Origin of the sequence: Halocynthiibacter sp. SDUM655004 (assembly GCF_026015885.1) — a bacterium.
In the GTDB taxonomy this organism is placed as follows: Bacteria; Pseudomonadota; Alphaproteobacteria; order Rhodobacterales; family Rhodobacteraceae; genus Falsihalocynthiibacter; species Falsihalocynthiibacter halioticoli.
On the sequence record NZ_JAPDUG010000002.1, the window covers coordinates 1 to 14,393 of the forward strand.

Here is a 14,393-nt window from a genome sequence, read left to right on the forward strand (position 1 = left end):
CGAAAATTGATCGCCCTAATTATTCGCGTAAACCATTGTAATTATTGGCGCACCCGACAGGATTCGAACCTGTGACCTCTGCCTTCGGAGGGCAGCGCTCTATCCAGCTGAGCTACGGGTGCGTTATGCGGTTCATAGGCAATTCAGCGCGGCCCTGCAATCGGAAATTGCGCATTGGCTGCGATGGTGCGTCGGGTTTAGCCAAAGCGCTCGTTACGCGAAAAGTTCGTGGCAGAGTTCCAAAGCATCGACCAACGTGTCGACCTCGTCTCGGGTGTTATAAAGCCCGAAACTCGCCCGTGCGGTTGCTGTTACGCCCAGATGCGCCATCAATGGTTGGGCGCAGTGGTGTCCGGCGCGCACGGCAACGCCCTTTTTGTCGAGCACTGTAGAGACATCATGCGCATGAGCTCCGCCGCTCAAGGTGAGCGAAAAAATCGCGCCTTTTGTTGCGGAATTCCCTTGTATATTCAGCCAGTTGAGCCCCGAAAACCGCTCGTTCGCATAGTCTCGTAGACCCGCCTCATGGGCGGCGATCTTGTCCATTCCGAGGTCCATCAGATATTCAAGCGCAGCACCGAAACCCGTTGTCGGGACAATCGCTGGCGTACCTGCTTCAAACTTCATTGGTGGGTCGTTGTATGTCACGACGTCGCGCGAAACTTCGCGGATCATGTCTCCACCCCCAAGGAACGGGCGCATCTCGGCCATACGCTCCGGCCGGATATAGATCGCACCAGAACCGCTCGGACCATATAGCTTGTGGCCAGTGATCGCATAGAAATCGCAGCCGATATCCTGCACATCCACTGGCGCATGCACACAGCCCTGTGATCCATCAACCAAAACAGGAACACCCTTTTTGTGAGCGCCCTTGGTGATGGCTTTCACATCAACCAATGTCCCGAGCACGTTCGACATTTGTGTCACTGCAATCAGTTTGGTGCGGGGTGTGATGGCATCCAGAACCGCTTGGGGATCAAGGTCTCCTTTGTCGTCGACATCGACCCAAACCAGCTTCACACCCAAACGCTCGCGCAAGAAATGCCACGGCACGATATTGGCATGGTGCTCCATGATCGAGAGGATGATCTCGTCACCTGCTTCCATTCGCGGCATCGCCCAACTGTAAGCAACCATATTGATACCCTCGGTGGTACCAGAATTCATCACGATATGATCTTCGGAGGCGGCATTCAGGAACCGCGCAATCGTGCCGCGCACGGCCTCATATTTCTCTGTCGCGAGGTTAGAAAGATAATGTAAACCTCTGTGAACGTTGGAATATTCCATTGAATAGGCTTGGGTAATCGTATCGATCACAACCTGCGGCTTTTGCGCGGAGGCGCCGTTATCTAAATAGACCAACGGCTTGCCGTTCACTTCCCGCGAAAGGATCGGAAAGTCGGCGCGGATTTTTTCGATGTCGTACATTAGCCCACCATTAGCCCGTTAGGCCGCTTAAACTGGTTGCCCAAAAAGGGTAAACAAAAACAATAGAATAAAGGCCAAACCAAAGATCATACCGATGATCAGACCCGTCGCTTTCCACACGCTTTCAAAACCGTGAACCTCAGCAACATAGGCAGCCATGAGGTAGATCAGGTAAAAGACGCCAACTGTTAGCAACACTGCGCCAAGCGCAGGCGAGACCAATGAGGCCAGCGCGAATACGACTTGAAACAGGATGGTCACGCCCTGATGAACGCTCATCGCGAGAAGGACGTCCTGAAAGTCTCCAGTTCCGCCGATCATCCGCCCGCCCCAGTAGAGCACAACGGATGTAACCGCGAGATTTCCGCCAGCCACAAGGATGTAACCAATCGGCGCGATCATGCCCTCTGCCCCTTCGGGCGCAGGAGCCAAAGCCCCAATTCCATAGGCAACAATCGAAGCCAGCACGATCATCAGCGCGGCAAGTTGAAAGAGAGTCGCGCCACGAATACCAAGATCAAGTACCGCCCGCATGCCAAGTCGGGGCGTACGGAGAAGTAGCTTTGTCAGGTCAGCGATTGTGCCTTCTGTCCCGGATTGGCTCACGATTGGGACTCCTTGAGATAAGTACCCGCCGCGCGCAGACAGGCAAATAAAACGATAAGATAAACAGCAAGCAAAATAACATTTACAGCGGTGAGCGCAGGCCCTACCCCAATCAACCCTGCCACAAGCCCCTGTAGAATCCAAAGAGGTGTGGTGACAAGCAATGCCCAAAACAACGCCATACGTGTTGTAAACGCGTGGGCTTGCATCCGCAGAACTTTCTGCACGAGGACGAGCAGAAAACTCAGCCCATAGGCCACCAACGGTACAAAGAATAGCCAACCGAGGATCGCCGCCCCTGCCCGCGCATCAAGTGGGATACTCGGATCAAGATGCGCCTCCCGCGCCAGACGCGGAAGTTGCGACACAAAGATAATGAAACACGAGATCATCAAATAAGACAGAACCCGCGCCTCGCTCACACCTTCGCGCAGTTGGCGCGCAAAGGCCCGACCGGGGGCGCGGTAACTATCCGTCATGTCACGTGTGACCGACATGGCCTATCCCTTGAGGTTACGAAGCCAGAACTCTAGCTGGTCTTGAACGGCCGCACGCAAATCATCATCGGCGATCTCGTCCAACGCTTCAGCAAGGAAAGCCAGCACAAGCAGCTCCTGCGCCTCACGGCGTTCGATCCCGCGCGACCGCAGGTAGAACAGAGCTGTCTCGTCGATCGCGCCTGTTGTGGAACCGTGGGAACAGGCCACATCATCGGCATAGATCTCAAGCTCAGGCTTGGCATAGAACTGCGAGTCTTCATCCAGCAGGAGCGATTGCGAAATCTGGTAACCGTCGGTTTTCTGAGCATCTGGCTTCACCAGAATTTTGCCCTGAAACACGCCAGTTGCCCCGTTACGAAGCACCTTTTTAAACACCTGACGGCTTTCGCAATGCACGGCGTCATGAGTGATAAAGACCGTGTCGTCGTGATGGAAGTCTTTGCCATCACCAATCGCCGCGCCACCGACATGTGCCGAGATATTGTCGCCCAAAATCTCGATCACGCACTCGTTCCGCGTGAGGGTGCCATTGGCCGTCAGCATAAAGCTTTTGAACTCGGCATCATCTTGCATACGCGCAAATGTGTGGCTCAAAAGGCCGCGCTCGTGGTCGCGCCCTTGGGTGCGGATGTGATCAAACGCACCTTCTTTGGCGACGTCTACTTCAAGCGCGGTGTTGCTACGCGTACCTGGTGTACCAGTTTCCAGCAACGTCAGGCTCGCGCCCTCATCTACCTTTACAACATGGTGCAAGATCACGTCAGCCTCGCCCGCGATATAGCGGATCAGAACCGGACGCTCGACTTTACCTTTCGCGTGGATCAGCACACCTTCGGTTGCGAGCGCCGTGTTAAGCGCAGCAAGAGGACGCGCAACGGGCGTTTGCCCTGCAGTCTCAAGCGTGCCGTAAATCTCGCCAGCCCAATGAATGTCCGCCGCTGCAGAAAGCAGGTCAATCGTCAGGTTCTCGCCCTCAAGTGCGTCCGAAGCCTCGGCGTCAAACATGCCATCACGGAAAACCAGAGTCAGCGGGTTCGCCGCGTCAAACGGGCTCTCGTCAAGGTTCAGTGCCCCTGCCGCCGCTGGTTCCGCGACAGTCAGTGCGTCAGGGCGGGTGAATTTCCAATACTCATCGCGCCGCGTAGGTAGGCCCATGTCAGCAACACGCGCCGCCGCCGAGCGACGGGCGGCTTGGGTTGCGCCTTTGGCCACGGCTTCCAATCCGGCAAGCCGATCCGCAAGCAGCGCGTCAGTTTCGAGCGCCAATGCCATTAGTCTGCCTCCGCCAGAAGATCACCATAACCGTTGTTTTCAACTTCAAGCGCGAGCTCTGGGCCGCCGGATTTAATGATTTTACCGTTATACATAATGTGAACGACATCCGGCTTAATATGGTCCAGAAGGCGCTGATAGTGCGTGATAACAAGGAAGCTGCGTTTTCCGTCCCGCAGGGCATTCACACCTTCAGACACGAGTTTCATCGCATCAACGTCAAGGCCGGAGTCGGTCTCGTCAAGAACACACATCTTCGGCGCAAGCATCGCCATCTGAAGGATTTCGTTGCGCTTTTTCTCGCCACCAGAGAAGCCGACGTTGACGGGGCGCTTAAGCATTTCCGGATCGATCTTGAGGTCTTTGGCAATCGCGCGCACTTCCTTAAGGAATTCACCTGCAGAAAGCTCTTCTTGGCCGCGCGCCTTACGCTGTGAGTTCACCGCTGTGCGCAGGAAGGTCATATTGCCCACACCGGGGATTTCGACCGGATATTGGAACGCAAGGAACATGCCGAGGGCAGCGCGCTCTTCTGGGTCAAGATCAAGGAGGTCTTCGCCATCAAGCGTTGCTGACCCTGCTGTCACCTCATAGCCGTCACGGCCAGAGAGAACATAGGACGTGGTCGACTTACCAGAGCCGTTCGGCCCCATAATCGCATGCACTTCGCCCTCTCCGACGGTCAGGTTTACACCACGAAGGATTTCTTTATCCTCGTCTTCAAGTTTCACGTGCAGGTTTTTGATTTCTAACATTTATCTCTCGTCTTTTCTTCAGCCAACGTATCGTGCAGAGGGTCACTCTGAGGTGGTTGGGGTGCTTAGGATACGGACACATGCAAAGGTAAGCAGCATCCAGAAAACAAATAGGATGAAGCCGATAACGACTTCCGCAGGGCCAATTTGCTCAGAGGCAATTCGACCCGTGATGTATAGATAGTGAACGAACTCGTCGTGGAGCATCGCCAGAACAAAAACCAGAATTTGGCCAAGCAGAACAAATGTCAGAGATTGGTTCTCTGAGTTCATGCGCCCATAGCGACCGAGCATAATCCGGTTGCCGTCTGAGGCTTTTTGCTCCGGCTTATCGGTCATCCAACGGATCCTTCGAGCGAAATGGCCACAAGGGCTTGTGCTTCCATGGCAAATTCCATCGGCAATGCTTGCAGCACATCCTTACAGAACCCATTCACAACAAGCGCCACGGCGTCTTCTTCGCCAATACCGCGCTGGCGGCAATAGAAGAGTTGATCGTCGTCCACCTTGCTGGTCGTTGCTTCATGCTCCACACGGCTCGAGTTGTTCTTGACCTCGATATAGGGAACAGTGTGCGCGCCGCATTTATCTCCGATCAGCAAGCTATCGCACTGCGTAAAGTTACGGCTGTTCTGCGCTTTCGGGTGCATGGCAACCTGACCGCGATAGGTGTTTTGCGCCTTACCAGCGGAAATACCTTTGGATACGATCCGCGATTTGGTGTCACGGCCAAGGTGTATCATCTTGGTGCCGGTATCGGCCTGTTGGTAGTTGTTCGCAATGGCGATGGAGTAAAACTCGCCTTGGCTTTCAGCACCGCGCAAGATGCAGGATGGATACTTCCACGTGACCGCAGAGCCCGTTTCAACCTGTGTCCACATCACCTTGGAGCGGTCACCACGGCAGTCAGCACGTTTAGTCACGAAGTTATAGATACCGCCCTTGCCTTCTTCATCGCCCGGATACCAGTTTTGTACCGTGGAGTATTTAACCTCGGCATCTTCCTCGACGATGATTTCAACCACAGCGGCGTGAAGCTGCGCGGTATCGCGTTTTGGCGCCGTGCAACCTTCAAGATAGCTCACATAGGAGCCTTTGTCGGCAATGATCAATGTGCGCTCAAACTGGCCGGTGTTTTCGGCGTTGATACGGAAATAGGTCGACAGCTCCATCGGGCAACGCACACCAGGCGGCACATAAACAAACGAACCATCCGAGAACACAGCCGAGTTGAGCGTTGCATAAAAGTTGTCCGAAACCGGAACCACAGAGCCGAGGTATTTCTTAACCAGCTCCGGATGCTCGCGGATCGCTTCGGAAATCGAACAGAAGATAACGCCCGCTTTCTTCAGGTCCTCTTGGAATGTGGTACCAAGAGACACAGAGTCAAACACCGCATCAACCGCAACTTTGCGCTCTTCTTCAGGGACTTCAACACCAGCGAGAAGCGCCTGCTCTGCAAGTGGAATACCGAGTTTCTCGTAGGTTTCGAGCAGTTTTGGATCTACCTCATCAAGCGATTTCGGCTTTGTCTCCATGCTCTTTGGACGGGCATAGTAATAGATGTCCTGAAAATCGATATCAGGGTAATCAACCATCGCCCATGTGGGCTCTTTGAGCTTTTCCCAACGCTCGAACGCGGCCAGACGCCATTCGGTCATCCATTCCGGCTCTTCGTTTTTCTCGGAAATCAAACGGACGATATCAGGGTTCACACCTTTGGGTGCGAAATCCATCTCGATTTCGGTATTCCAGCCGTGTTTGTAGTTTCCGGCGAGCGATTTCACCGCATCTACGGTTTCCTCTTCAACACCATCTTTGACTTTAACCTGATCCAACACCGGACCCCCTTTGTATTCCTACGCCTCACGGACATGCCGCGAAGCAACTCAATTCTTTTACCGCCGCGCCGCGTGGCGCTTGTATGCTTTGCTCCAAGCCTCGGCAAACCGATAAACTTGATCTTCAGTTGTCTCCGGCCCGAGCGACACACGCAGTGCCGAGGCCGCTTCATCCGTGCTATAGCCCATTGCCGTCAAAACACGGCTTGCGCGCACCTTGCCAGAGGAACAGGCCGATCCCGCCGAAACAGCAAATCCGGCGAGGTCCATCTGCATCACCTGTGTCTCACCCTTCCATCCCGGAGTGATAAAACATGAGGTGTTCGGAAGGCGCGCTCCGCTATTTCCGACAAAAATAGTCTCTTTCACAGATTCTGCCAGCGCTTTTTCTAGAATCTTTCTAAGTTTCTCGATTTCGTCCCATCTGCCTTCGGCCAAATCCCGCGCAGAGGCCTCTGCTGCTGCGCCAAAACCGGCAATCCCGATGAGATTTTCCGTACCGGAGCGCCGCCCCATTTCCTGACCACCGCCAAGCGAAGGCGCAATTTCAACGCCTTTTCCAAGGATCAGCGCCGCCGATCCCTTTGGGCCACCGAACTTGTGACCAGAGCAAATCGCTGCCTGCACCCACGCTTCGGAAAAATTGAACGGAATTTTGCCGAGCGCTTGCGTCGCATCCACCATATCAACCGGACGGCGGCGAAACGCCGACTGAATCACTCCGGTTTCTGAATTGGCCACCTGAAGCGCTGCTAGTGGTTTGTCTTTGGGCCAAACGATCTGCCCGTCGTGATCAACCGGAACCTCTGCGCCTCCAAGCGCAGTAATCTGCGCACCAACCGCGTCATGCTCTACCGCAGCACCGGAAACATCGGACCGCCCCGCAAACCACATCTGCGCAGCTTCGGTTGCGCTTGAACAAAAGACGATATCCTGCGGATCACACCCCGCTAACGCCGCCACCTGCCCGCGCGCGCGTTCAATCAGCCCCTTGGCCGCACGCCCTTCGGCATGCACGCTCGACGGGTTTCCGACCACATCCATGGCCGCAATCATGGCCTGCCGCGCTTCATCGCGCAGCGGTGCGGTTGCATTCCAATCCAGATAGACGCGCTCAGCCATACCGAAACAGTTTTCCAATCATTCGAGATTTAGGTGGGTGCAAAGCCGCTCTGTATCAAGCGCCTTGTTCGCTGCTCTGCTCTTCGGGGCTATCGTCAACCACTTCAAACAAGTTCGGAACCGCAGGACATGGCGCAAGATCATTGCCGACCACGTCCGAAAGCCGTGTCTGATGCAGGAACACATAAACATGTGCGCTAAGACCTTCCCATAATCGGTTTGTCAGGCTCTGGGCGCGGCTGCCGCTGGCTCCGCCACTCGCTCCAGCACCTTTGTGCATAGCACTTACAGTCTCATCGACCGCACCAAGGATTTCAGCCACCCGAATGGCATCAGGCGAGCGCGCCAGCCGATACCCCCCGCCGGGGCCACGAACCGACACAACAAGTTCGGCCCGACGCAGACGCACGAAAAGCTGCTCCAGATAGGGCAGCGAAATATCTTGCCGCTTGGAAATCTCTCCGAGTGAGGTCAATTCACCTTCGGGCTGCAGGGCCAGATCGGCAAGAGCGACCATTGCATAACGGCCTTTTGTACTGAGCTTCATCCTCGTCTCCTGTTCCCAATCCGCAGGACCGCACCGCTTTCCCACATATTTGCAAGCGTGCGAATCCTATCCAGACCTTGCTCCTCCCGACTCCTGTCGGAAATACAACGCCCTAGAGCCTTAACATCCGTCAAATTCTTACCATTTTTGTGGTTTTCATTGACGTTCCGCGCCGGTTTGCTTACTTCGATAATGATCCGGCACCACTCGTGCTGCCAAATGTTAGAATTGTTCTAAAATGTCCAATCCTTTTCGTCAAGAATATCACGACCGAAAAGAACCCGTGACCAGAGCAAGAGCATAGAAAGAGACAGGGACCTCAATGCCCGAAGTGATTTTCCCCGGCCCCGAAGGCCGCCTCGAAGGACGTTATCACCCGCAAAAACCGAAAGACGCGCCGATTGCGATCATCCTGCATCCGCACCCGCAGTTCGGGGGCACGATGAACAACAAGGTGGTCTACAACCTGCACTATGCGTTCTACAACATGGGCTTCACCGTGTTGCGGTTCAATTTCCGTGGTGTTGGCCGAAGCCAAGGCGAGTACGATCAAGGCGTTGGTGAGCTTTCTGATGCAGCAAGCGCACTTGATTACCTGCAATCAATGAACCCCAACGCCAAGCATTGCTGGGTTGCGGGCTTCTCCTTTGGCGCTTGGATCGGAATGCAACTTCTGATGCGGCGTCCAGAGATCACGGGTTTCATCTCCGTATCGCCTCCTGCGAATATGTATGACTTCAGCTTCCTCGCACCCTGCCCCAGCTCTGGTCTGATGATCAACGGCACGGCGGACCGCGTGGCGAACCCCGCGGACACCCATACGCTTGTTGAAAAACTGCACGAGCAAAAGGGCATCACGATCACCCATACAGAGATCGAGGGTGCGGGCCACTTCTTTGAAGAGCCCTACATGGACACAATGATCGACAACGTCGATACATACGTGCGCCGTCGCCTCACAGAGAACACACGCTGATATGGCTCTCCTCGAAGACCTCGCCGACGAACTCGCCAAAGAAACGCTCGAAGCGGGCGAATTGATGGGTGACTCCGAGTATTACCGCGAAGTTGCAAAACTCCTCGGAACCAGCTCGACAACAATGGAAGAAGCCTTCCTAACGTCGATCCGGTTCCGTCTTGCGGCACGGCGCGGCCATGCGTTCGTGAAGCAATCATTGGCGACATATAAAAAAGCCAACACGCCCAAGTCCGGCGAAAATGGCTGAGGGTGGTTCTTTGACCAACGAAACTCTGGCGCGGCAGTTCGCCTTTCTTGAAGAAGCCGACAAGCTCAAGAACATCCTTCGTGCCACGCCCATTCACGACAACTCGCGCCGTGAAAACTCTGCCGAACACAGCTGGCATGTGGCGCTCTATGCGCTTGTGCTGTCCGAGCACGCGACAGACGAGATTGACGTCTCGCGTGTGATCAAGATGTTGCTCCTGCATGATCTGGTCGAGATTGATGCAGGCGATATGCCCATCCATGAAGCTCACGACGTCGAGGCCCAAGCAGTTAAGGAACGCGCCGCGGCTGACCGGATATTCGGCCTCTTGCCACCAGCGCAATGCGCCGAATTTCGCGCTCTCTGGGACGAATTTGAGGCCGCCGAAACACCAGATGCCGTATTCGCGAAGTCCATTGACCGCGTTCAACCCCTTGCGTTGAACATGGCTTCTGGAGGCGGAAGCTGGCGCGATTATGACGTCACGCTCGAGCAAATCGACACGCGCGTTGGCGCAAAGGTCACGCGCGGCGCACCTGCTGTCTGGACGTATATCCGAGACCGCGTGGCGCGCTTTTTTGCCGCGAACTAATCTGTTGTAATCTTTCCTGCTCCGGTTATCTTAGAATCATTCTAAATGATTGGAGTGCAGCATGGATATTGCCAAACACCGCCGCGAAGCACATGGCATAAGCGGGCTTCAGGAAAACCTTCGCCAGATTGTGTATGGCGGCAATGACGGTATCGTAACAACCTTTGCCGTGGTCGCTGGTTTTGCTGGCGCTGGTGCTGAAGGCGCTGCGCAAATGGGCGCCATTGCTGTGCTGCTCTTTGGCTTTGCCAACCTTTTTGCCGATGCCACTGCAATGGGACTCGGTGAATTCCTGTCATCCCGCGCAGAGCACGACGTATACCGTGCAACTCGCCGCGAGGAACTCAAACGGCAACACGACGAACCTTCTCTTGAGCGGCGCGAGATGATCACAATGCTACGCCAAAAAGGGCTGGAAGATCGCGACGCCGTCGCCCTTGCCGATCAACTCCAGAAGCATCCGGAATTGATGGCGGACCTTATGATGAACTACGAATTTGGCATGAGCGACCCCGATGGCGAGAACGCTGGCGTTAATGCGCTCTATACATTTGTGTCATTCCTCATCTTTGGCGTAATCCCGCTCCTGCCCTATGTGCTGTTTGATCCGTCTCCGACGACGTTTAACTTATCGATTGCGGCAACAACATTTGCGCTCGTCGCACTTGGTGTGCTGCGGTGGGTGGCCATTCGGGTCGCGCTCTTGCGTTGTATCGCCGAAACGCTGATGATTGGTGGTATCTGTGCGCTGGTTGCCTATCTCGTTGGCTGGTTGATCGGGGCATAAGCACCTATCCCTTTGCTGCATTTTCGGGATAGGATATTTTTGGTATACAATCGCATACCATCTTCACGACGTGCAAATTTTAGGCTATTGAGCCGCATAACCTGATTCACCAAAAGAGGCCCCTCATGACCAAGATCAAGGTGGAAAACCCCGTCGTAGAACTCGACGGCGATGAAATGACCCGCATTATCTGGCACTTCATCAAAGAGAAACTGATCCTGCCCTATCTGGATATTGACCTGAAATATTACGATCTGGGTATGGAGGTCCGTGACGAGACAAACGACCAGATCACCATTGATGCCGCCGAAGCGATCAAGAAATACGGCGTTGGCGTAAAATGCGCGACCATCACACCAGATGAGCAGCGGGTTGAAGAATTTGGCCTTAAAAAGATGTGGCGCAGCCCCAACGGCACGATCCGCAACATCCTTGGCGGTGTCGTCTTCCGGCAGCCGATCATCTGTAAAAACGTCCCCCGCCTTGTTCCAGGCTGGACAAGCCCGATCGTTATTGGCCGCCACGCTTTCGGCGATCAGTACAAAGCGACTGATTTCCTCTTCCCTGGCAAGGGCAAGCTGACGATGAAATTTGTCGGCGATGACGGCACTGTTATCGAAAAAGAAGTCTATGACGCTCCCGCTGCGGGTGTGGCAATGGGCATGTATAATCTTGATGAATCCATCAAGGACTTCGCTCGCGCCTCACTCAACTACGGCTTGAACCTTGGCTGGCCTGTGTATCTTTCGACGAAGAACACCATCCTCAAGGCCTATGACGGGCGATTTAAAGACCTGTTCCAGCAAGTGTTTGAGGAAGAGTTCGAAGAGCGCTTCAAGGCCGCTGGGATCTGGTATGAACACCGCCTGATCGACGATATGGTCGCTTGCGCTATGAAATGGAACGGGAAGTTCGTCTGGGCCTGTAAGAACTACGATGGCGACGTACAGTCTGATACGGTTGCCCAAGGCTTTGGCTCACTTGGCCTCATGACCAGCCAGTTGATGACGCCCGATGGCAAAATCGTCGAAGCAGAAGCGGCCCACGGCACAGTCACGCGCCACTACCGCCAGCATCAGAAAGGCGAAGCGACCTCGACCAACTCGATTGCGTCGATCTTTGCATGGACCGGCGGCCTCAAGCACCGCGCCAAACTCGACGACAACGCCCAACTTCAAAGCTTTGCAGAAACGCTGGAACGCGTAATCGTTGAAACCGTGGAAAGCGGCATCATGACCAAAGACCTCGCGCTTCTGGTTGGCCCAAATCAAAGCTGGCAGACAACTCAAGGTTTCCTCGAGAAAATCGACGAAAACCTACAAGCTGCGCTCTAACGCTGGTGCCAGACCCAAAAACACCCTGCGCGGGCTTGCAATTCGCCGCGCAGGGCCCATTTTTCCACTGAATTCGAAATCGTCTTAACCGGCAAACGCCGCGAAAAAGCGCTGCCCGAAAGGTAATGCGTTCTTTTGGGGTGGTCTTTTGTCGCAAGGCGCGTTAGGTCGCGCGCAACTCATTCTTATAGGCAGTCTCCAATGGAACTTCGCAATATCGCGATCATCGCACACGTTGACCACGGCAAAACCACCCTTGTGGACGAGCTGTTGAAACAATCCGGCACCTATCGTGCCAACCAAGCCACCGAAGAACGCGCAATGGACAGCAATGACCTCGAGCGCGAACGCGGCATTACCATCCTTGCCAAAGCCACTTCGGTTGAGTGGAAAGATACACGCATCAACATCGTGGACACGCCCGGCCACGCCGATTTCGGCGGTGAAGTTGAGCGGATTCTGTCGATGGTTGACGGTGTTGTGCTGCTGGTGGATGCAGCCGAAGGTCCAATGCCGCAAACCAAGTTCGTAACATCCAAAGCGCTCGCGCTTGGTCTGAAGCCGATTGTGGTTGTGAACAAAGTCGATAAACCTGATGGCGAGCCAGACCGTGCGCTCGATGAGGTGTTCGACCTCTTCGCTTCACTTGACGCCAATGACGAGCAGCTCGACTTCCCGCATATGTATGCTTCTGGCCGTTCTGGCTGGTGCGACGAGTCGCTTGAAGGTCCACGCAAAGACCTAACAGCACTTTTTGACAAGATCGTTTCCCACGTCGAAGCTCCAAAGCAGCAGGAACAGGCCGACAAGCCCTTCTCCATGCTGGCAACAACGCTTGGCGCAGACCCGTTCCTTGGCCGCATTCTGACCGGCCGCGTTGAAACAGGTACACTCAAAGCTGGCGACACAGTTCAAGCGCTCTCGCGCGATGGCGACAAGATCGAGCAGTTCCGTGCGACGAAAATCCTTGCCTTCCGTGGACTTGGCCAACAGCCAATCGACGAAGCGGTTGCGGGCGATATTGTATCAATCGCTGGCATGAGCAAAGCAACTGTTGCCGACACGCTCTGTGATCCGTCGATCACCGAGGCGATCCCCGCACAACCGATTGATCCACCTACCATCACGGTAACATTCGGCATCAACGACAGCCCCCTCGCTGGTCGTGACGGCAAGAAGGTTCAGAGCCGCGTGATCCGCGACCGCCTGATGAAAGAGGCCGAGTCCAATGTGGCAATTAAAGTCACTGACACGCCCGGCGGCGACGCTTTTGAAGTTGCCGGACGTGGCGAGCTTCAAATGGGTGTTCTGATTGAAAACATGCGCCGTGAAGGGTTCGAACTTTCGATTTCCCGCCCGCAGGTTCTCTTCCAAGACATCGACGGTGTGCGCCACGAGCCAATCGAAGAAGTCACCATCGATGTGGATGACGAGTATTCCGGCGCGGTGATCGAGAAGCTTACTGGTTCGCGTAAAGGCGACATGACCGAGATGCGCCAGAACAACGGCAAAACACGGATCATCGCGCTTGTTCCATCGCGCGGCCTGATCGGCTACCACGGCGAATTCCTGACCGACACGCGCGGCACCGGCGTTATGAACCGCGTATTCGATAGCTGGGCTCCGCACAAAGGGACAATTCCGGGCCGCCGTGCGGGTGTTCTGATCTCGATGGAAAATGGTGTTTCGGTACCTTATGCGATCTTCAACCTCGAAGACCGCGGCAAGTTCTTTATCGGTGCGCAAGAAGATGTGTACCAAGGCATGATCATCGGTGAACACAGCCGTGAAAATGACCTCGAAGTGAACCCGCTCAAAGGTAAAAAGCTTACCAACGTTCGCGCCAGCGGTACGGATGAAGCTGTTCGACTGACGACGCCCGTTCGCATGTCTCTTGAAGAAGCGATTGCCTATATCGACAATGACGAGCTGGTCGAAGTAACGCCCAACTCGATCCGTCTGCGCAAACGCTTCCTTGATCCGCACGAGCGCAAACGCCAAGCTCGCGCGTCTTAAAAGACCAATACAAAACAAAAAAACGGCGCTGAGTTTTCTCAGCGCCGTTTTTGATTCAGATTTGTATTCGCGTTATTCGCTGGTTTCGACAATCACCAGATCGCGTTCGCTCGCATCGCGCGCATGGTTCAACGCTTCCTGATAGGCGTCCGAATGATAACAATCATGCGCTGCCTGAAGGCTTGGAAATTTCGCCACGACATTACGCGGACGATCATTGCCCTCTAGTTGTTCATAAGCTCCACCGCGCGCGATAAAATGCCCACCGTGCGCGGCAATCGCCGGCCCTGCAAGGGCGGCGTATTTACCATAAGCCTCGTCATCCAGCACTTTCACATGTGCGATCCAAAGTGCACCCATC

The 14,393-nt window shown here is 54.7% G+C and carries 16 protein-coding genes and 1 tRNA gene; 6 read left to right on the forward strand and 11 right to left on the reverse strand.

The features are described from left to right. Positions 1–45 precede the first annotated feature (45 nt). The 10 genes from N9C89_RS07720 to N9C89_RS07765 all read right to left on the reverse strand — a co-directional run bounded on the left by N9C89_RS07720 (position 46) and on the right by N9C89_RS07765 (position 8,077). Positions 46–122: transfer RNA gene (locus N9C89_RS07720), tRNA-Arg, on the reverse strand. 91 nt (positions 123–213) lie between these two features. Then, on the reverse strand, positions 214–1,434 hold the full coding sequence (locus tag N9C89_RS07725) for a cysteine desulfurase (RefSeq protein ID WP_263953306.1): 1,221 nt from the start codon (positions 1,432–1,434) through the stop codon (positions 214–216). 27 nt (positions 1,435–1,461) lie between these two features. After that, positions 1,462–2,040, reverse strand: coding sequence for a YIP1 family protein (locus N9C89_RS07730; RefSeq protein WP_263953307.1), 579 nt, complete (start codon positions 2,038–2,040; stop codon positions 1,462–1,464). Beyond that, entirely contained in the window at positions 2,037–2,537 is a 501-nt protein-coding gene (locus N9C89_RS07735) for a YIP1 family protein (protein WP_263953308.1), read from the reverse strand. The genes N9C89_RS07730 and N9C89_RS07735 overlap by 4 nt, the downstream gene beginning before the upstream one ends. Positions 2,538–2,540: 3 nt before the next feature. Then, the gene (locus N9C89_RS07740; RefSeq protein WP_263953309.1) at positions 2,541–3,812 is read right to left on the reverse strand and encodes a SufB/SufD family protein; all 1,272 of its coding nucleotides are present in this window, start codon (positions 3,810–3,812) and stop codon (positions 2,541–2,543) included. Further along, a complete protein-coding gene (sufC, locus tag N9C89_RS07745; RefSeq protein ID WP_263953310.1) occupies positions 3,812–4,567 on the reverse strand; it encodes a Fe-S cluster assembly ATPase SufC in 756 nt (251 codons plus the stop codon). Before sufC ends, N9C89_RS07740 begins: the two co-directional genes overlap by 1 nt. 42 nt (positions 4,568–4,609) lie before the next feature. Further along, complete coding sequence (locus N9C89_RS07750; protein ID WP_263953311.1) at positions 4,610–4,906, reverse strand: hypothetical protein; 297 nt, start codon at positions 4,904–4,906, stop codon at positions 4,610–4,612. After that, positions 4,903–6,405: a Fe-S cluster assembly protein SufB gene (gene sufB / locus N9C89_RS07755; protein WP_394358487.1), complete on the reverse strand. Its 1,503-nt coding sequence runs from the start codon at positions 6,403–6,405 to the stop codon at positions 4,903–4,905. Before sufB ends, N9C89_RS07750 begins: the two co-directional genes overlap by 4 nt. Before the next feature lie 60 nt (positions 6,406–6,465). Next, positions 6,466–7,530, reverse strand: a complete 1,065-nt coding sequence (locus tag N9C89_RS07760) for a cysteine desulfurase family protein (protein ID WP_263953313.1) — start codon at positions 7,528–7,530, stop codon at positions 6,466–6,468. Between the two features lie 55 nt (positions 7,531–7,585). Beyond that, a complete protein-coding gene (locus N9C89_RS07765; protein ID WP_263953314.1) occupies positions 7,586–8,077 on the reverse strand; it encodes an Rrf2 family transcriptional regulator in 492 nt (163 codons plus the stop codon). A gap of 322 nt (positions 8,078–8,399) precedes the next feature. Between N9C89_RS07765 and N9C89_RS07770 the strand changes: the two genes are divergently transcribed. The 6 genes from N9C89_RS07770 to typA all read left to right on the forward strand — a co-directional run bounded on the left by N9C89_RS07770 (position 8,400) and on the right by typA (position 14,032). Then, positions 8,400–9,053, forward strand: coding sequence for an alpha/beta hydrolase (locus N9C89_RS07770; RefSeq protein ID WP_263953315.1), 654 nt, complete (start codon positions 8,400–8,402; stop codon positions 9,051–9,053). Between the two features lies 1 nt (position 9,054). Continuing rightward, positions 9,055–9,303 (forward strand): hypothetical protein, encoded by a 249-nt coding sequence (locus tag N9C89_RS07775; protein ID WP_263953316.1) that lies wholly within the window; start codon positions 9,055–9,057, stop codon positions 9,301–9,303. A gap of 10 nt (positions 9,304–9,313) precedes the next feature. Continuing rightward, positions 9,314–9,895 carry an HD domain-containing protein gene (locus tag N9C89_RS07780; protein WP_263953317.1) on the forward strand — a complete coding sequence of 194 codons (582 nt, stop codon included), beginning with the start codon at positions 9,314–9,316 and terminating at the stop codon, positions 9,893–9,895. Positions 9,896–9,956: 61 nt separating this feature from the next. Continuing rightward, a complete protein-coding gene (locus N9C89_RS07785) occupies positions 9,957–10,682 on the forward strand; it encodes a VIT1/CCC1 transporter family protein (RefSeq protein WP_263953318.1) in 726 nt (241 codons plus the stop codon). Between the two features lie 125 nt (positions 10,683–10,807). After that, positions 10,808–12,016, forward strand: coding sequence for an NADP-dependent isocitrate dehydrogenase (locus tag N9C89_RS07790; RefSeq protein ID WP_263953319.1), 1,209 nt, complete (start codon positions 10,808–10,810; stop codon positions 12,014–12,016). Between the two features lie 201 nt (positions 12,017–12,217). Then, positions 12,218–14,032, forward strand: coding sequence for a translational GTPase TypA (gene typA, locus N9C89_RS07795; protein WP_263953320.1), 1,815 nt, complete (start codon positions 12,218–12,220; stop codon positions 14,030–14,032). 72 nt (positions 14,033–14,104) lie between these two features. Here typA and N9C89_RS07800 read toward each other — a convergent pair whose 3' ends face one another. Continuing rightward, positions 14,105–14,392, reverse strand: a complete 288-nt coding sequence (locus N9C89_RS07800) for a DUF1330 domain-containing protein (protein WP_263953321.1) — start codon at positions 14,390–14,392, stop codon at positions 14,105–14,107. Position 14,393 lies beyond the last annotated feature (1 nt).